Annotated in this window: 15 protein-coding genes and 1 tRNA gene; 8 read left to right on the forward strand and 8 right to left on the reverse strand. The window is 52.0% G+C overall.

The features are described from left to right. Positions 1-90: 90 nt before the first annotated feature. Positions 91-1119, reverse strand: coding sequence for a bestrophin family protein (locus tag AC2FJF_RS01260; RefSeq protein ID WP_496722221.1), 1029 nt, complete (start codon positions 1117-1119; stop codon positions 91-93). A gap of 148 nt (positions 1120-1267) precedes the next feature. Continuing rightward, positions 1268-2941, reverse strand: a complete 1674-nt coding sequence (ctaD, locus tag AC2FJF_RS01265; RefSeq protein ID WP_496722223.1) for a cytochrome c oxidase subunit I — start codon at positions 2939-2941, stop codon at positions 1268-1270. A gap of 289 nt (positions 2942-3230) precedes the next feature. Here ctaD and AC2FJF_RS01270 point away from each other — a divergent pair, with 289 nt between their 5' ends. Beyond that, positions 3231-3650, forward strand: coding sequence for an HIT family protein (locus tag AC2FJF_RS01270; RefSeq protein ID WP_282118720.1), 420 nt, complete (start codon positions 3231-3233; stop codon positions 3648-3650). A gap of 11 nt (positions 3651-3661) precedes the next feature. On the opposite strand, the gene AC2FJF_RS01275 is transcribed toward AC2FJF_RS01270, so the two are convergent. After that, positions 3662-4087, reverse strand: coding sequence for a MerR family transcriptional regulator (locus AC2FJF_RS01275; protein ID WP_496722225.1), 426 nt, complete (start codon positions 4085-4087; stop codon positions 3662-3664). An 84-nt stretch (positions 4088-4171) separates the two neighbouring features. Here AC2FJF_RS01275 and AC2FJF_RS01280 point away from each other — a divergent pair, with 84 nt between their 5' ends. Continuing rightward, the gene (locus AC2FJF_RS01280) at positions 4172-5119 is read left to right on the forward strand and encodes a cation diffusion facilitator family transporter (RefSeq protein ID WP_496722227.1); all 948 of its coding nucleotides are present in this window, start codon (positions 4172-4174) and stop codon (positions 5117-5119) included. A 298-nt stretch (positions 5120-5417) separates the two neighbouring features. Here AC2FJF_RS01280 and lipB read toward each other — a convergent pair whose 3' ends face one another. Together lipB and AC2FJF_RS01290 are read right to left on the reverse strand one after the other, a co-directional pair. Next, positions 5418-6074: a lipoyl(octanoyl) transferase LipB gene (gene lipB / locus AC2FJF_RS01285; protein WP_496722229.1), complete on the reverse strand. Its 657-nt coding sequence runs from the start codon at positions 6072-6074 to the stop codon at positions 5418-5420. A gap of 39 nt (positions 6075-6113) precedes the next feature. Beyond that, a complete protein-coding gene (locus tag AC2FJF_RS01290) occupies positions 6114-6773 on the reverse strand; it encodes a DsbA family oxidoreductase (protein WP_496722231.1) in 660 nt (219 codons plus the stop codon). A gap of 144 nt (positions 6774-6917) precedes the next feature. On the opposite strand from AC2FJF_RS01290, the gene AC2FJF_RS01295 reads away from it, so the two are divergent. Together AC2FJF_RS01295 and AC2FJF_RS01300 are read left to right on the forward strand one after the other, a co-directional pair. Further along, a tRNA-Leu gene (locus tag AC2FJF_RS01295) sits at positions 6918-7004 on the forward strand. A gap of 221 nt (positions 7005-7225) precedes the next feature. Further along, positions 7226-7387 carry a hypothetical protein gene (locus tag AC2FJF_RS01300; protein ID WP_496722233.1) on the forward strand — a complete coding sequence of 54 codons (162 nt, stop codon included), beginning with the start codon at positions 7226-7228 and terminating at the stop codon, positions 7385-7387. 485 nt (positions 7388-7872) lie between these two features. On the opposite strand, the gene AC2FJF_RS01305 is transcribed toward AC2FJF_RS01300, so the two are convergent. Further along, positions 7873-9306 carry a sensor histidine kinase gene (locus tag AC2FJF_RS01305; protein WP_496722235.1) on the reverse strand — a complete coding sequence of 478 codons (1434 nt, stop codon included), beginning with the start codon at positions 9304-9306 and terminating at the stop codon, positions 7873-7875. A gap of 382 nt (positions 9307-9688) precedes the next feature. On the opposite strand from AC2FJF_RS01305, the gene AC2FJF_RS01310 reads away from it, so the two are divergent. Beyond that, positions 9689-10939 (forward strand): cytochrome P450, encoded by a 1251-nt coding sequence (locus tag AC2FJF_RS01310; RefSeq protein ID WP_496722237.1) that lies wholly within the window; start codon positions 9689-9691, stop codon positions 10937-10939. A gap of 66 nt (positions 10940-11005) precedes the next feature. On the opposite strand, the gene AC2FJF_RS01315 is transcribed toward AC2FJF_RS01310, so the two are convergent. Together AC2FJF_RS01315 and AC2FJF_RS01320 are read right to left on the reverse strand one after the other, a co-directional pair. Next, entirely contained in the window at positions 11006-12139 is a 1134-nt protein-coding gene (locus AC2FJF_RS01315) for a response regulator (protein WP_496722239.1), read from the reverse strand. A gap of 401 nt (positions 12140-12540) precedes the next feature. Further along, positions 12541-13281, reverse strand: a complete 741-nt coding sequence (locus AC2FJF_RS01320; RefSeq protein WP_496722241.1) for an acyl-homoserine-lactone synthase — start codon at positions 13279-13281, stop codon at positions 12541-12543. Between the two features lie 558 nt (positions 13282-13839). On the opposite strand from AC2FJF_RS01320, the gene AC2FJF_RS01325 reads away from it, so the two are divergent. The 3 genes from AC2FJF_RS01325 (at position 13840) to AC2FJF_RS01335 (ending at position 17084) form a co-directional block, all read left to right on the forward strand. After that, on the forward strand, positions 13840-14781 hold the full coding sequence (locus AC2FJF_RS01325) for a response regulator (protein WP_496722243.1): 942 nt from the start codon (positions 13840-13842) through the stop codon (positions 14779-14781). Positions 14782-15285: 504 nt separating this feature from the next. Continuing rightward, on the forward strand, positions 15286-15708 hold the full coding sequence (locus AC2FJF_RS01330; protein ID WP_496722245.1) for a hypothetical protein: 423 nt from the start codon (positions 15286-15288) through the stop codon (positions 15706-15708). Positions 15709-16100: 392 nt separating this feature from the next. Further along, positions 16101-17084 carry a glycosyltransferase family 2 protein gene (locus AC2FJF_RS01335; RefSeq protein ID WP_496722247.1) on the forward strand — a complete coding sequence of 328 codons (984 nt, stop codon included), beginning with the start codon at positions 16101-16103 and terminating at the stop codon, positions 17082-17084. The last annotated feature ends 1 nt before the right edge of the window (position 17085 follow it).

The following is a 17085-nucleotide window of genomic DNA, read 5'->3' on the forward strand; positions in this document are numbered from 1 at the left end:
CCAGGGTTTCTGGATGCATGATACCCTAAATTGGGCAGATTATCGAACGCACCCTGAAATGGCGTTGCGGACACGCCAAATCGGGTCGCTCTAAAACAGAACTTTTTCGATGGGTTGTGCGGGTTGAGGCGCAACCCCGCAGTCGGTCATCTGCCGTAAGTCAATCTCGATGCTGCGACACAGGGCCGAGATCGGAACATCGGTCACATCCCCTTCGAACGGATCCTCCATCGAGGCGCTGACGCGTTCGGTGACAAAGAAGATCCAGCAAACCAGCGCCCCAACCGGCGCGAATGTCAGCCAGTCGAAAATAACAAGCTGCCATACAGAGATATCTGCCCCGGGGATGATTGATCGCTCGTCGTTGAACGCCAGCGGCAGCATGAAGATGAAGATCCAACTGAAGACGCGACCGACCTCGGCAACCTGTCTGGGGAACGGTGTGTTCTTGATGCGCTCACATTGCCCCTGTGTCGTCGTAAACCGGGCGAGGCGGTCCATCAGGGCGACGTGCCAATAGGGGTCAATGCCGCGGCTGCGTGCCAATTCTGCTAGCTTTTCGCCCTGAAGAAACAACAGATAGGCGGCGCGATTGCTCTTGCCCTCAAGCCTTGCCAAGTCGATTGGCAACTGGCGTTCGCGCCAGCATTCGGGCATTTGATGCAACTCGGTTCGGTCAGAAATAGGTTTGTGCCCAAACATCCATGGGCGTCGGCTGCGTCCTGTCGGCGAGGGCTGGCGCAGCTGAAAGGCAAGCATATTGAGCCACGCGATGTGACGTTCGATCAGTTCGTCGCGCAGCGCGGGATCAATCGGTGTGCCGTCGGGCAGCACCAGATTGCTAATAGTGTTGCCCCAGTCCCGGCTGGCATTGACGATCTCGCCCCAGATGCTGCGCGCCTCGGACCATCGCGCAAAGGCCGATGTGTTTTTGAAGCCCAGAAAGAATGCCACTGCCAGCCCGAGCATGGTGACGGGCGGGCTGGGGTTCGAGATCAGCTCGATTGTCGTGAGCCCGTCCGCCAGAACAACCAGCAGCGTCCATGTCAGCACGATGCAGATAAAGCCAAAGGAGCCCTTGACCATCTGTCGTACAGTAATTCCGTCGTGAAGGATCATGACCGACCGGGTCCTGCGCAATTGGCTATTGCAGATAAGTCTAGCGGCTTATTCTCGGGCAAGTCTATGCCAGCGTTGTTTAATTCTTGAGGCGTGAAAAATGAAAAGCCCCGCATCTGCGGGGCTTTGTCAGTCTATATTGCCGGGATTAGTGGGCGTGGCCTTTATCCCAGTCTTCCTGCTTTGGCAGCTGTTCGAACGTGTGTTCGGGCGGCGGGGTAGGCAGGGTCCATTCCAGCGTGTCCGCGTATTCGTTCCACGGGTTCGGACGTGTTTCTTTCGCGCCGCGCAGCAGGGCGTAGATCACGATGCCGAAGAACAGCAGGAACGAAGCGAACGAGATGAACGCACCAATCGACGATACAAAGTTCCACTGGGCGAATGCCTCAGGGTAGTCGATGTAACGACGCGGCATGCCCTGACGGCCCAGGAAGTGCTGCGGGAAGAAGGTCAGGTTGGCGCCGATGAAGAACAGCCAGAAGTGAACTTTGCCCCAGAATTCCGAGTACTGACGACCTGTCATTTTCGAGAAGTAGAAGTACACGCCCGCGAAGATCGCAAACACGGCACCCAAGCTCATCACGTAGTGGAAGTGCGCAACCACGTAATAGGTGTCGTGATACGCACGGTCCACACCGGCCTGCGACAGAACCACACCGGTCACACCGCCAACGGTGAACAGGAACAGGAAGCCGAAGGCGAACAGCATCGGTGTCTTGAACTCGATCGAACCGCCCCACATGGTCGCGATCCACGAGAAGACCTTAACCCCGGTCGGCACCGCAATGACCATCGTGGCCAGCATGAAGTACGCCTGCTGACGCAGTGACAGGCCAACGGTGTACATGTGGTGCGCCCACACGACAAAGCCCAGCACACCAATCGCGATGATCGCCCAAACCATCGGCAGGTAACCGAAGACCGGCTTGCGCGAGAAGGTTGCGATGACGTGGCTGATGATGCCGAACCCAGGCAGGATCACGATGTACACTTCCGGGTGGCCAAAGAACCACAGGATGTGCTGATACAGGATCGGATCGCCGCCACCGGCGGGATCAAAGAAGGTGAAGCCAAAGTTGCGATCCATCAGCAACATGGTGATTGCGCCCGCCAGAACCGGCAGGGACAACAGAATCAGCCACGAGGTGACAAAGATCGACCAGCTGAACAGCGGCACCTTGAACAGGGTCATGCCCGGGGCACGCATGTTCAGGAAGGTGGTGATCATGTTGATCGCGCCGAGGATCGAGGAGGCGCCCGATACGTGCACGGCAAAGATCGCAAGGTCCATGGACATGCCGCCTTCGGTTGTCGACAGCGGCGGGTACAGAACCCAGCCTACGCCCGAACCGAGCTGATCGTTACCACCGGGGCTCAGCAACGAGGCCACACCCAGCGACGTACCAGCGACATAAAGCCAGAAAGACAGGTTGTTCATCCGCGGGAAGGCCATGTCCGGTGCACCGATCTGCAACGGCATGAAATAGTTGCCAAATCCGCCGAAAAGCGCGGGGATGACCACGAAGAACATCATCAGAACACCGTGGTAGGTGATCATAACGTTCCACAGGTGTCCGTTAGGGGTGCAGAGCTCGGCTCCGCTGCCGAACAGTCGGAAGCCTTCCAGGCACATATGCTGCACCCCGGGTTCCATCAATTCGATCCGCATGACAACAGTCATCAGAACTGAAATCAGACCGGCAAGTGCCGAGACGACCAGGTATAGAATCCCGATGTCCTTGTGGTTGGTCGACATGAACCAGCGCTGGAAAAATGTGCGCTGGTCTTCATGGTCGTGACCATGAATGGCTGCGTCTGCCATTATAGGTGCCTCCTGTTGCAACTGCACCGCGCAGTTGGACCTCTCCAACGCGCGGGATTCCTGCTGGTTTTAGATTGCGGGGGGACGACCTTCAATGGTCGAGTTTGATCTGGATCAAGATTAATTGTCGCGGGCAGGAGGGCGACCCGCGAAATTTTCACCAAATTCCGCATTCATCTGGGTATCAGCGCCTCGAATTCAAGGGGGCGGCTGGGAATTGCGTTCCCCGCTTGACCCGGGCCAGGGTGCGCCGCAGAACTGTCGGCAACGCGTTAATCGGAGAATTGAAATGACCGCTTATGATCCCGAGAATATTTTTGCCAAGATTTTGCGCGCAGAAATCCCTTCGAGCCGAGTATACGAAGATGACGATACGGTGGCTTTCATGGATATCATGCCGCGCGCGGACGGGCATCTGCTGGTGATCCCCAAAACCCCCTGCCGCAACATTCTGGATGCAACGCCTGCACAACTGGCTGCTGTGACCGCAACGGTCCAGAAAATGGCCAAGGCCGTCGTCGCAGCGTTTGATGCGGACGGGGTCACGATCCAGCAATTCAACGAGGCTGCCGGAGGGCAGGAGGTGTTCCACCTGCATTTCCATATCCTGCCACGCCATGATGGTGTTGCCGTGCGGGCACCCGGAACGATGGGCGATTTCGACCTGATCGCGCAGCATGCCGAAAAGATCAAAGCTGCGCTGAGCTAACTGGGAGGTAGTTACTTCGTGTGCGTTTGTGGCCCCGCGCACTCACTGTGATCTCCAAATGCGTGAAGCACGGCGCAGACATGGTCGTGCTTGCCATCGCAGGCTTTGGAAATTCGGGTCAGTTCGGCCTCAAGACTGCGCAGGCGGGAAATACGGTCCCGCAGGTCGGCCAGCTGTCTTTCGGCAATTTCATGCGCTTGGTTAAGGTCGCGGCCAGACGTGCCTTCCAGAGACAGCAAACCTACGACATCGGTCAGCGGTAAACCCAGATCGCGGCAATGGCGAATAAAATGCAGCCGTTTCAATGCAGTGTCGTCGTACCGGCGCTGATTACCCGCTGTTCGGTCCGGCCGCGGCAACAGCCCCTTGTCTTCATAAAACCGGATGGTCGGAACCTTGATACCCGTATGACGCGACAGAAACCCAATTGAATACATCTTTCTTCCTCAGGGCTCTTGAACCTCTAGTTACTAGAGGAATTACATGCAATGTGCAGCCGTAACAAGGGACAAACATTTCAGATGGCACATGATCACTCTCATAAGGGGCACAGCCACGCGCACCATCACATAGACCCGGAGGCAGGAGACGCGCGCGTTGCTTGGGCCATTGCCGTCAACATGTTCCTGACGCTGGCACAGGTCATTGGGGGCATTTTTTCAGGGTCGCTGGCGTTGATCGCTGACGCCCTGCATAATTTCTCTGACGCCATCGCGTTGGTCATCGCCTTTTTTGCCCGCAAAATAGCCCGCCGACCTGCCGACCCACGGATGAGCTTTGGCTATGGCAGGGCCGAGGTCGTGGCCGCGCTTGTCAACTACACCACTCTGGTCGTGCTGTCGGTGTACTTGTTCTACGAGGGTGTGATGCGGTTTTTTGAGCCTGAGCCGGTTAACGGCTGGATGGTCGTCTGGATTGCGGCGCTGGCTTTGATTGTGGACCTTGTCACGGCTGCGCTGACTTACTCGATGGCTAAGGACAGTATGAACATCCGGGCGGCGTTTCTGCACAACGTGGCGGACGCCTTGGGATCGGTGGCTGTGATCATTGCCGGTACCGCGGTGATCCTGTTCAACTGGACATGGGTAGACCCCGCCGTCACGATCCTGATTTCGGTCTACATACTGTGGCATGTCAAAAGTGAAATTGGCGAAACGATCCGCGTTCTGATGATGGCAGCGCCCCCCGAACTGGACCCGGAAGAAGTTGCCTCGGCCATCGAGGACATACCCGGAGTGTCCGAGGTTCACCATATCCACTTGTGGAGCATGCAGGAGAGAGAGCCTGCATTAACGGCCCATCTGGTCGTGGACGCGGCGGCCTGGGCTGATGCGGAAGGGGTGAGAGCCAGCGTCAGACATTCGCTCCGCGACCGATTTGCCATTGGTCACACCACGCTTGAGCTTGAGCAGATCGACCGCGCGTGTGTCGGGTCGTCACGTTTCGGGCATACAGAAGAGAATCCATAGAGTTGAATGTGAATTGCCGCTCCGATTTGGGGTCGGAACGGCAGACTCGTTAACTAATACCTTTCCGATTACTCGGGATGACCCAAGATCACCGGTTAACACACCACTCACTCTAAGAACGGTAAGTCTATACTACTCCCAAATACGCGGGATGTATCTATTTGAGTGAGCTTTTGGCTAATTTGCTCATTTTGCACTGCAAATATTGGGAAATTTCGGTCCAATGTGGAAACAGAGCTGCCAAAAATCGCGATATTGTTAACAGCACATGGACTCTGAACGATTCGCGGGTATCAATTCAGGCCCTATCGAGGTCAAAAACCTCTGAAAAAGTATTCCGCAGGGCCGTGTCCACGTCCACCAGGGTGACCGGCAACCCCAGATCGACAAGCGACGTAACCCCATGTTCGGTGATGCCGCAGGGGACAATACCTGAAAAATGCTCGAGGTCAGGTTCGACATTGATCGAGATGCCGTGGAAGCTGACCCATTTGCGCAGGCGCAATCCGATCGCCGCTACCTTATCCTCGGCAGGTTGGCCCGAAGCGGTCAGTGGTTTGTCGTTGCGCCGCACCCAAACACCGACGCGACCGTCACGGATTTCACCATGCACGTTGAACTCGGCCAGCGCTGCGATCACCCATTCTTCCAGTTGCTTGACGAAACGACGCACATCCTTGCCGCGTTTGTTCAGATCCAGCATCACATAGGCCACGCGCTGGCCGGGGCCGTGATAGGTGTATTCACCGCCGCGCTTGGCCTCAAAGACCGGAAAGCGATCCGGGTCGGTCAGGTCTTCGATCCGGGCTGAGGTGCCGGCGGTGTATAGCGGCGGATGCTCCAGCAGCCACACACACTCATCCGCTTCTCCGGCCGCAATTGCAGCCACGCGCGCCTCCATGAAGGCGACGGCGTCATTGTAATCGGTCAGCCCGTCAGTGATCTTCCATTCCATAAGTGCTCCTTACCGCCGGGGCAGGGCGAAGAAAAGAGGTCACGCAGCCTCGGTCAGGCACCGCTGCAACAGGTCAGAATAGGTTTCAGCCCCTTGCGCACCGGTCACCAGGTACTTGCCAGCAAACACCATCGACGGAACACTTGAAACACCACGACTGGTCCAGAACTGTTGCTTTTCGCGAACCGACGCAATGTGATCGCCCGAAGTCAGAGCCGCTTTGGCGGCGTCCCGATCCAGACCCGCCGCTTGGGCCGCATCAAGAAGGACCTGGGATTGGGATACGTCCTGTTGATTGGTAAAATAAGCCTCGAACAGGGCCGTCTTCAACGGATGCTGGCGGCCTTGCGTTTCGGCCCAGTCCAGCAGCTGATGTGCGGCAAACGTATTTACCATCCGGCTGTCGTCATTGAAATTGAACGTAAAGCCAAGTTCGGCGCCGATCTGGGTTAACCGATCGCGGGCCTGCTGGCTCTGCTCGACCGTCGAACCATACTTCTCCATAATATGTTCGCGCAGATTCTGGCCCTCCGGCGGCATATTGGGGTTCAGCTCAAAAGGATGCCATCTGAGATTGGCGAGCACGTTTTGTTCTTTCAAAGCCAGGTCAAGCTGGCGAATCCCCACGATGCACCAGGGGCACACGACGTCTGAGACGATATCAATCTGGACAATTGGGCGGGGATCTTGCGCGGTCATGGGCGGGCTCCGGGGAAGGGGGAAATATACGCTGTCTGCAGTACAGATATGGATGGCACCGCGGAATTCAAATCGGCGTGTTTTTTGCCTCTTCACAACCTGCTCACCACCGTCTATATGCCCCTCTACCAAGTCATTGGCAGTGCGGTCGTGGCGGAATTGGTAGACGCGCAGCGTTGAGGTCGCTGTGGGGTAACACCCGTGGAAGTTCGAGTCTTCTCGACCGCACCATATCTTGTAAGTTATTGAAAATAAAAACAATACCTTTCGGAGTGAAGCTCAAAAAAATCACTGTAATTTCAACTGTTTCGTAGACCTTTACGCAATATTTTCGCATCGATTACGCATAAATTGAACGGCATCGTTTGCTTACGTACAGGCGGCAACCTGAGGTTGCCACTAGATCTGCCACTCAGAAGTTCATCGACGCCCAGCAACTTGCAAAGCATTAAATGGCGGGTGTTCAAGGGTTGGACCCCGACGATAGCTGGACCCGTCGGCTAGTGGGGGAAAGCCTAGAAGCCCGTGGAGAGGCCCGCGAAGTTGTAGCCGCTATCCTGAACCTTAATCGGGAACCCCCGAAGCCGATGTTGTTCGACATGCTGGATATTTAAGCGCAGGACAACGAGTGAATTAGTTCAAATAGAGAGTGCCGAATCGATGGGTAAGCTGAAAAACGTTAACAGTTTGGTGGCCATTGGCTTCTTTGTTTCCAGTTTCTATCATTTGGAACAGCGGAAACGAACAAAACACGAGAAATTCTCAGTGCTTGGATAGTTCATACCTTAATATAAATCTTGTGATATCGCGGCCTGCAAGTAGGAGGCCTTTTTGCCGAAAGTTGTGAACCTACCGCATCTTAGGAAATGTACTTAGTAACGAGTTTGCTGTTCCGATCGCATGATCGGAACAGCATTTTCTTTTTGGAGTTGCATTGGCATTACGCAGAATCCCTCTTTTCACCACAGGCGGTTTCGAGTGTGCCACGAGGTCTTGTGATTTTAGGGTTAACTCTACCATGGAAAATCCGCTCGGGAACCATGGGATTGCTTCGAAGTAGTACGGTGATGTGCCATCGAAATTGCTCAGTAGGATTCCGCTAATGTTGCTTGGATTGCATGGCGCAGGGTAGTGAGGTCTGCTCGTCTCCGGCGGTACCTACTTCATGCCCGCTTATGGCGGGAAGCATAATAAAAAACTCTGTGCCTTCACCAAGTTTGCTTCTGTAGTCTATTTCTCCTCCAAAATGCTCCACAATTTCTTTTGAAATGTGCATCCCGAGCCCTGTACCGCCTGCGTGACGTTCATCGGAAGAGTCAATCTGTGAAAAACGATCGAAGACTTTGTCCTGGCACCCCTCGGGTATCCCTATGCCGTGGTCTTTGACGAAGAGGCGAATCTTCCCACGGACTTTTTCGCATCCGACCGTTATCTCGCCTCCATCAAGGGAAAATTTGGCTGCGTTGGAGATCATGTTGGCCAACACTTGAAGAAGGCGGGACGCATCACCTTTAACGAACAGATCTTTGTTTCCCCTTATGTCCTCCACAATTTCTACGTTGTGAGCACTGGTGTAACCGGTGTTAACGGAAATCGCTTCCTGAACCAGCGTATGTACATCAATAGTTCCTTCACGGTAGTTCATTTCACCGGCCTCCATTTTTTGGATGTCCAGCACATCATTGATAAGTGATGCTAGCCGTTCGCTGTTTTTGCACGCTAAGTGTATGAGGCTTTGCATTGAATCTGGAACTTCACCCAATGCGCCTGTGTTGATTAGGTCAAGTGACCCCTTGATCGATGTAAGAGGCGTACGCAGCTCATGGCTGACTGTCGATATGAACTGAGTCTTTGCAATGTAGGCCGCTTTTGTTCTTTCGTGCTCTGCTTTGAGCTTTTCGAGTTGTTCCAAATTCCTGCGGTAGAGCTTCAGAAACACCATCGAACAGTCGATCAGAAAATACATTACAAAGATAACGGTGAAGAAGTGCAGCCAGAGTTCAGATGAAAGCTCGGGGCGTTCGATCCAGATATCCTTGACGACAATCAACATGAACGAAACGCCGTACATGGCCAAACGGACAATCATCGCCCACAGAAACTGATGGTTGTTCATTGCTGCAAACAACGCCGCAGCAAACAAGAAGAACATTGGCGTAAAGTGACCACCGGCGGGCTGTGCGAAAGCAACTGAAACTGCGTACAGGCAGATTGCGGCTGAGCTCAGGACCGTGTTCAACAGAATCCAAACAACCATCATACCTATTGCTTTGTGCTGGTCTGGCTTTAAGCGCGGTACGCGTTTGGCCAGCAATAAATCTTGCACTTCACAAATGAGGATCGTCCCATAGAACAGCATGGCGTTAAAGGGATCGAAGAAGAACGCAGTCAAAATGGTCGTGGCCAGATAAATAGCCTGCCGCTGCCACAGAAGCGCAAAGCTCATGGCAGTATAATCTATGATGTTTTGCAGAAGCCGGTTTTCCGTTTCACCGGAATCCCGGTCCGGCAGATTGGCGTCGATGGCTGTCATCCAAATGTCTTCGTTTTTCGCGCTTGGAAAGTACCAATACCGGCATAATGAGGACTTAGTTGGTCCAAATTGGGTTCACAGTTTGGCACCAATCCTTTGACGCCTATCGCGATTGTTGGGCGATTCACGCAAGTTTTTGGTATAGGAGACCGCAAATTTTTGCACAATTGCAGAGCAGGGTACCCAAAATCGAGGATCTCGTTGCTAAGTGGGAATTTTTTCACCTTAATGTGTCCGAAAGAAGGAATAATTCTAAAAGGGTTGGGGTTTGACTGCAGTTGAAATTGCGAAGTTGAGGCAGGGTACTGTCGCTCCTGTTACCGCTAGGCTTGCGACCAAGCCGGTGACACTGCTTCAGTTTGCAAGGTCAGCTGGCCGCAACATGTTTGAAGTCATCCCGGCAGAAACTCTGCGTGAAACTTATGTTCGTGGACCTTTGAACATACACTATATCTGCGATCCTGAAATGGTAACCGAATTACTCGTCGGACAGGGCCGTTCGTTTCCCAAAGCCAAGTTCACCAAAGACATTATTGGATCGGCTGTAGGCAACGGTTTAATACTCTCAGAAGGGGAAAAATGGCGTCAGCAGAGGCGAAGGTATTCTCCATTGTTCGCCGCCAGAAACCTCCCGGTTCTGGCTCGGCATTTTGCAGAGACTGGTGTCGAGATTGCAGACTCATTGGCGGAACACGAAGGCCCTGTAGATATTGCACAAATTGCGCCTGCATCAACATTGACGAATATTTCTAGAGTGATTTTTTCAGGTAATAAGGAAGTCAGTTCAGAGCAGGTACGAGTGGGGCTGATCAAGTATTTCGAGTACATTTCTGATCTGTCCCTTTTCGATTTAATGGGTTTGCCAAAGTGGTTGCCGCGGAAAAATTGGCTACGCAGCTTGGCCCCGGTTACTAATATGCGAGACCTCGCCAGACGGGTCATAGATCAGCGTCGGGCCGAAGGCCGTAGCGAGCCATTGGACTTCCTCGATTTCATGATTGAGGCCTTGAAAACCGATTTCGAAGATGAAGCGACAACTGTTGACAACCTTTTGACCTTTGTCGTCGCTGGTCATGAAACTTCCGCTAACGCATTGGCCTGGGGATACTATCTGCTGGCCTTGCGCCAAGATATGCAAGCAAGGGTTAGACAAGAAATTCGATCTGTTCGCCCAGAAGGCCTATTGGAATTCTCGGACCTGGAGGCAATGCCACTCTTGCGCGCGCATGTTAAAGAGACGCTGCGGCTTTATCCCTCCGCCGCGTTTTTTGCCAGAGACGCAGCTGCGGATCTTGAAATTAAAGGGGTAAAGATTGAAAATGGCGATGCGTTGTTTTTCCCAGTTTACTCTTTGCACAGAAATGAAAAATTATGGGATGCTCCCAACGACTATCGGCCGGAACGGTTCCTGGGATCTACACTGCCTCGAGGTCAGTACATTCCGTTCGGAGATGGTCCCAGAATCTGCATTGGCGCTCAGTACGCTGAAACTGAGATCATGGTGCTTATGGCTTCGGTGCTCCGTAGAATAAATTTTTCGACTACTGAGTCAGAAATACCGGAACCAGTTTTGACGTTCACCATGCGTACCAGTGGCCCACTCATCCTCAATGCCGAACGGGTTCGCGACTAAAGTTAATATCTAAACCCTAGTGCTCGACTTCTGTTCGAGGTCGGCCTTTGCCAAAGACAAAGCTTGCTACCGGCGAGTGAGGTAAGTGTCATCGCCGTACATTTCACGCAGGACGGTATCAAACAATCTATTGTTGGCCATTTCTTTGCGATGCGGCGTGTGCTTTGAAATCGAGGGGCAGGTCGCAACAAGGCCCTTTCTGAGATTGGTCTCACGAAGATTCACCATTTTAACAGCGGTGTCCAAAGATGCGAATGCTCCAACCTTTGTAATTGAACGAAGCGACACCGGTGTACTCTTCACCACCTTAAGATGGACAGAGGCGCATCGGTTACTGAGAACGGTCCTTAGTTCCTGGTTTAGAAAAGCTTCGGTTGGAATATTCAGGGTGCGTTCCCGTCCATGTGTAATAACGAGAAAAACGCCACTCCCTCGATAGGAATAGATTCCTCCGGCGGCCTGTGTTGTCTTTTGAATGCAAAATCCAATGTCGGAAACAGCGCGCCGAAAATCTCCAAATTCCCTCAGATCAAAGTGGTACCCCGCATCGCGAAATTTGATTGCTGTAACCCAGGAGTCAAATCGGCGCCCCCGTGAAAGCTGCTCCACATAGTTGTCGAACTCGACATACCCCAAGCATTGTTCCTGCTCGTCGATAGACAGGGGGTCTTCAAAACTGAATTTCTGATTAAAATCCAGTTCACTACGAAGACTTTCTATCGACGCTGAAGAGGATTGTGTTTTCTTTCTCTCCATCATTAGAAGATGGGCGGCGTTCATACGGCTGCGCAATTCGAAGAAGTCGAAGGGCTTAGTTATGTAATCAAATGCGCCTTCTAAAAATGCCCTCTCGATGCTCTGCCTGTCATCTAGAGCAGTTAACATTATAACAGGTGTTTCCAGATTGTCCGGCAAGTTTCGGATTTGCGAAAGCAACTCTATCCCAGAGGTTCCGGGCATCTGAATGTCAACAAGCAGACAGTCGAATGGGGATTCCGCTGCTTCTATCTGCCGAAGCGCTTCATCAGCTGAACTGGCGGCAACCACTTTGCAGTTTTCGAGTTCAGGAAGTGCTGATTGGAGCAATTTCAGAATGTCAGGATCATCATCAACCGCCAGAACAGCAAGCGCGGTCTTTCTTTGTGCTCGAAGCTCCAACTTTTTTTGGAACCGATCACTTACGAATGTGGAATGTCTCATAACTGGTGAACCACCGATATCCTCATAACGGGTTAAACTTATGAGGCGAGTGGGTCGAAACAGCGGCAAAAATGGAGAAAATCGTCGTAGAAAGGGGTTTTTTCTTGACCTTTATTTGGCGCCAGCGGCTTCAACGACGAGTTGCCAGTTATTGTTGTGAACTACCGTCGCATTCTCTTAACATTTTTTTTGGCAATGTGTTCGTGCCTAAGAGCAGTCTAAGACCGCAAAACGACGGAATTGAACAACGGTTGGAAGTCCAAACATCAATTCTGGAAACCCCACTAACATGCAAAACAGCCGCGGTTTCCCAATAGTCTGAAAATCAATCATAGTTGCTAAGAAATCTGCGCCGAGCGTCCAAGAGTACAAAAGACGCTCTAGTGGCTGAGTGGTTCCATTTACTTATGGATGTTGAACAAAACTGACTGACTGACGGTGCCATCGATGGAAAACTTTGCGCCGACAGGCGAGGCATTGATGCCCAGTCGCCGTGACCACCGTGCCCAGACTGAGGGGACGATGCCCAGTATGCTGGTCGCACCACCTTCCATCGCGACAGTAGTCATCTGGTGAAACAACTCCTGTTGAACCAGCAGCCTGCGTGACGATGCAACATCCTTTGCCACGAAGAAACGGGATGCTTCCCAAACAGAGTGCTTTACCGGGGCGTCCATAAATAAAACGTCAGATGGTATTCCTTTAAGGATACCTCTTTGCGCGTCGCGCAGCATATAACTATATACGCCGCATTCTGCGGTCGTGGGTAGAAGTCGCACACCGCCTAAAACTTCACCGAATTCATGCAACACAATCCATCGACAGGCTGGCGTGTCGTATTGGTCGAATTCCATCCCGTCAGCTTCACCAACTTGCCACTTTAACTGGTCAATGAAAATTGACTTTCTGGTTTCAAGGTATTTTGCCAGCAGGGTGCCATACTCGTAAATATTGCGAAAACTAAGTGTAGTCGCGCGAATATTTCCAATGTCACCACGTGACGTTGGCGGACTGCTTTTGACAGCAAAAATTTCTAGTCGCGCCAAAGCACTTGGTGCGCCTGAAGTCCCGTTAGCAGGTGTTAGTTTCGGAAACCCCTCCGAGAGCGGGTATGTCTGCTTATACCTGAGTGGTCTGTCCATATTTTACTCATATTTTTGACACACTTATGGCAAGATTCAGTTCAGCAAGTCCACAACCCTATGCGGTAGTTGTCCGAATAGATGGATAGGTGTGTCTAAATCTCCTCCCTCCCTTTGGTTGAGTTTACTGACTGACCAAAAACTTTAGATAGTTCTTGGCTGTTATTTTCTCCCGCAGGCTTCATTTATTTCCTCGCGCCTGGCAACATTTTGAAAAAAGACAGCTTCTTTTGCGTATTCCTTTCGAATCCACGATGGATCAGGCGCCGTCTCGCTCTCCGATAATGTTTCGAGGCAGCCGTGACGGCTGATAGGAGTAAAATCAAAATGGCATCAAGAATTTGAGGGATTTACTTTTTCAATATGCGCACTTGCGCGGAAAATATTGTGCAAATTAAAAAAAATGCACAGACATAAGGAAGCCCGCCTTATGTCACCGTTTTGCCGCCTTCGTAAGAGAGGATGAAGAAACCCTGAGTGTTTTATGCGCCGGCCAAACGTTGCCTTAAGTCTGCAATGCCTAACGTTTGGTGAGGTGCAAAAGGTTGGTGAAAAGTTATGCGTATACTTGCTGTAGATGACGATCCGAGTATCCTGGAGTTGCTAGATAGAGTTCTGGACGCGTTCGGTTATAAAGATGTCGTCACCGCCAGAAGTGGGCGGGAGGCCATTGAAATACTGTCGAGACCTAACGAAGCGTTTGACTGCTTGCTACTGGATGTGCAGATGCCGCAAATGAACGGCATTACTCTTTGCGAAGAAGTGCGAAAACTACCAGAACACACGTACACGCCCATTATCATGGTGACCGCCATGGTACAAAAAGAGTACATCGACGAGGCATTCGGAGTTGGGGCCACAGACTACGTTACAAAGCCTTTTGAGTTCTCTGATCTGAAGCAGAGGTTGTCCGACGCGTATAGGATGGCAGCGGAACGCAGAGCCGCAATCGAGGTGCTCGAAGCTGAAGCGGATTTTGAGTTGTGTTTTGACAATAGTCCGGACGTTCGCTTAAGTGATCCGCAATGTTTCGGAGAATTGCCCGGATTCATTGGGTTAGCTGAATTTGAGAACTACGTAATTCAGCTTTCAACGATGCACTCCATGGCTGCAAAACTTGTGGCGGTTAAATGCACAGGCGCTGAACAAATCTATAAGACGAGCACGGTCAGTGAATTCCGTAGTGCCATGACTTTAGCTGGCACAGCAGTTCTGTCAGCTAATCAGGAAGGGCGTAAAGTGGCGACCTATTGGGGGAATGGCGTGTTCTTGGTGATCTACGACAATCAAATTGACTTGAGAGTGGACCAGTTGGGTGCTCCGCTTCCGGAAGCATTGAAAGATATTTCCGGTGATGCCACTTCAGGCCGGCCAATTGGCTTCCAGGTGAGCGAAGAAGTTATGCTAAAAGCCAAAACCAAGATGGAGGCGTTGTTCTTGATAGACAAGGCCGTCGAAATGGCTGAAATGTCGGAAGGTCGAGCGGCGAATATCGGTTGAAAAACTGCACACATGGATGGTGATTATGACCAGATACTGGTGGAAAGAGCACGTTAAAACGCCCTAAGTTTTTTTGGGGGGGGAAGTAAAGCTACGCGCTCATTCATAGGGCGGTCAAACTGTGTGCATTTGCCCTACTTTGTTCGATCCTAGCGCCCATCCGGCGGCAACAATTCGGAGAAAGAACCCGTCAGCCTTTTCTCGGGGTCCGACTTGATGCGAGATCTGGTATCCCCGCCTTTCTTTCATTCCCTGAATAGTAAACTCTTATCTTTCTATGGCTTCACACCCAAGATGCGCTCATTTGTTTCTGCGCCTTGCTCTGTAAACCCAAGCGAAGTGGGTTAGGCCGCTGACGGCAATTCCTCCAATTTGGTCCTTCGGTTTGCCGCGTGACCATTACCAATATTTGGGGCCCCCACAGGTTCTCAAATAATCCCAAGAGTTCTGCGGAATTTTCGAACTCTCCAACTTCTTGGCACAGTTTTGTATGAGGGTTCAGTTTTGAGTGCAGCAGTTAAGGTATTGAAAAATATGGAATTAGTAAGCGGCATTGGTATAGTAATTGCCCTGTTAATCGGGTCAGTATTTTTGGCTGTCGTATCGCCTGAGTTAGGTTTCGTCACGGGCTTATTTCTGTTGCTTGTGCCGGGGTTTGCGCTGATCAAGCCGCTGCCTAAGCTCAAGCTGGGCCATAGAGGTTTTAGCTTCGCTGTATTGTCCTTCGAGGGGATGCCAGCCACGTTCAGGTCACTTAGCATGGTAAACAAACAAGAGGAAGTTGAACCAGCGTTACTTAAACAAGACAACCCAGAGGCATACCTTCCCTCGCTAAAAGACAAGGACCAAGAACTCTGGATTTCCGAAATGGCGGATATCGGTCCGGAACGGTATACTGCCGAATTAGTTCGAATTGATAAAGAGTAGGAACTTCGCCATGCGGAGGCAGCGGCACGGTGTGAAGCAGAAAACCCTCTGCATGCGCAAAGCGTGTGCCATAACTATCTGGACGAAAAAACCGGAGCCGATTGACAGCCTCCACAACACACAATACCTCCTTACACAGCACACATTTGGGGAAACCTGATGGCTAAAGAAGGGCGTTTTGCTCATAAAAATATTGGGTCTGAGAAGCTAGTTCGAAATCGCCAGATGCTTCTCGACCGCACCATTATCCAGCTGAAATTAGCGATTTATCAGTGCATCTGCCGTTTAGAGATGCACCAGTTCGCGTCGGAATGCCCGCACCGCAATTTCCTATCTCGCCCACGTGGATCGGGATGTGTATGAGTGGGGCAAGACTATTTGGGAAGGGTAATATGTCTCAGTCCATCACCGTGTTCACAACGATGAAGAACGAAGGCCCGTATATGCTGGAATGGGTCGCGTTCCACAAAACACTCGGCATTGATCATTTTGTGATTTTCACCAACGACTGTGATGACGGAACGGACAAGATTGCTGCAAGATTGCAAGAGCTTGGCTTGGCCACTCATGTCAGCAATGAAGTGAAAGAAGGGGGCAATCCCCAGCACCAGATGCTGCGCCGCGCGCGCCGTCAGCCCAAGGTCAAGGAGGCCGATTGGCTGTTATGTCTGGATGTAGATGAATTCTGGAATATCCGCTGCGGCGACAACGGATTTCATGACCTGATTTCCGAGGTCGAACAAAAGGCAGGTCAACCGGTCGATGCGATATCTCTTGCGTGGAAGTTGTTCGGAAGTTCTGGAAACATCAGCTTCGAAGACAGACCGGTGACAGAGGTATTCTCGATGGGGGATCAAGAGTTCCCCTATCATTCAAGCCGCGCTTTTGGGCTGAAGACGCTGTTCCGAAATAATGGCAAGTTCACCCGATTTGGTCCGCATCGCCCAAAGGGCTTTGACGAGGAGGTAGCGCCCGACATCGCATGGTCTGATGCTGGCGGAAAGCTGTTTCCAGCCGATAAGGTCGGTTGGCGGGCCTGGCGTGGGTTCGACCATTCCCTGGGACGTATCCACCACTATTCAGTGCGGTCCATGGATGGGTTTCTTGTCAAGCGCGACCGGGGTCGAACAAACCACATCAAAGTAGATCAGGGGCAAGCTTATTGGCAGGACATGAATGCCAACAAAGAGTCCGACCAATCCATCTTGCCCGCCGCACGCCGCGCCGCACCTCTGCTGGCCGAACTGAAGGCGGATGAAGAGTTGAATGAATTGCACGCGCAGGCTTGCGACTGGCACCGCGCTAAAGTGTCCGAAATCAAGATGCGCCCGGAATGGGTTGAGTTTCGCGTCTGGCTCGCCGATAACCTGATCTGAT

The organism is Ruegeria sp. CDSB013, assembly GCF_059611165.1.

Coding starts and splice junctions, on each gene's coding strand:
- AC2FJF_RS01260 (WP_496722221.1), bottom strand. CDS start 1,119: ATGATCCTTCACGACGGAATTACTGTACGACAGATGGTCAAGGGCTCC.
- ctaD (WP_496722223.1), bottom strand. CDS start 2,941: ATGGCAGACGCAGCCATTCATGGTCACGACCATGAAGACCAGCGCACA.
- AC2FJF_RS01270 (WP_282118720.1), top strand. CDS start 3,231: ATGACCGCTTATGATCCCGAGAATATTTTTGCCAAGATTTTGCGCGCA.
- AC2FJF_RS01275 (WP_496722225.1), bottom strand. CDS start 4,087: ATGTATTCAATTGGGTTTCTGTCGCGTCATACGGGTATCAAGGTTCCG.
- AC2FJF_RS01280 (WP_496722227.1), top strand. CDS start 4,172: ATGGCACATGATCACTCTCATAAGGGGCACAGCCACGCGCACCATCAC.
- lipB (WP_496722229.1), bottom strand. CDS start 6,074: ATGGAATGGAAGATCACTGACGGGCTGACCGATTACAATGACGCCGTC.
- AC2FJF_RS01290 (WP_496722231.1), bottom strand. CDS start 6,773: ATGACCGCGCAAGATCCCCGCCCAATTGTCCAGATTGATATCGTCTCA.
- AC2FJF_RS01300 (WP_496722233.1), top strand. CDS start 7,226: ATGGCGGGTGTTCAAGGGTTGGACCCCGACGATAGCTGGACCCGTCGG.
- AC2FJF_RS01305 (WP_496722235.1), bottom strand. CDS start 9,306: ATGACAGCCATCGACGCCAATCTGCCGGACCGGGATTCCGGTGAAACG.
- AC2FJF_RS01310 (WP_496722237.1), top strand. CDS start 9,689: ATGTTTGAAGTCATCCCGGCAGAAACTCTGCGTGAAACTTATGTTCGT.
- AC2FJF_RS01315 (WP_496722239.1), bottom strand. CDS start 12,139: ATGAGACATTCCACATTCGTAAGTGATCGGTTCCAAAAAAAGTTGGAG.
- AC2FJF_RS01320 (WP_496722241.1), bottom strand. CDS start 13,281: ATGGACAGACCACTCAGGTATAAGCAGACATACCCGCTCTCGGAGGGG.
- AC2FJF_RS01325 (WP_496722243.1), top strand. CDS start 13,840: ATGCGTATACTTGCTGTAGATGACGATCCGAGTATCCTGGAGTTGCTA.
- AC2FJF_RS01335 (WP_496722247.1), top strand. CDS start 16,101: ATGTCTCAGTCCATCACCGTGTTCACAACGATGAAGAACGAAGGCCCG.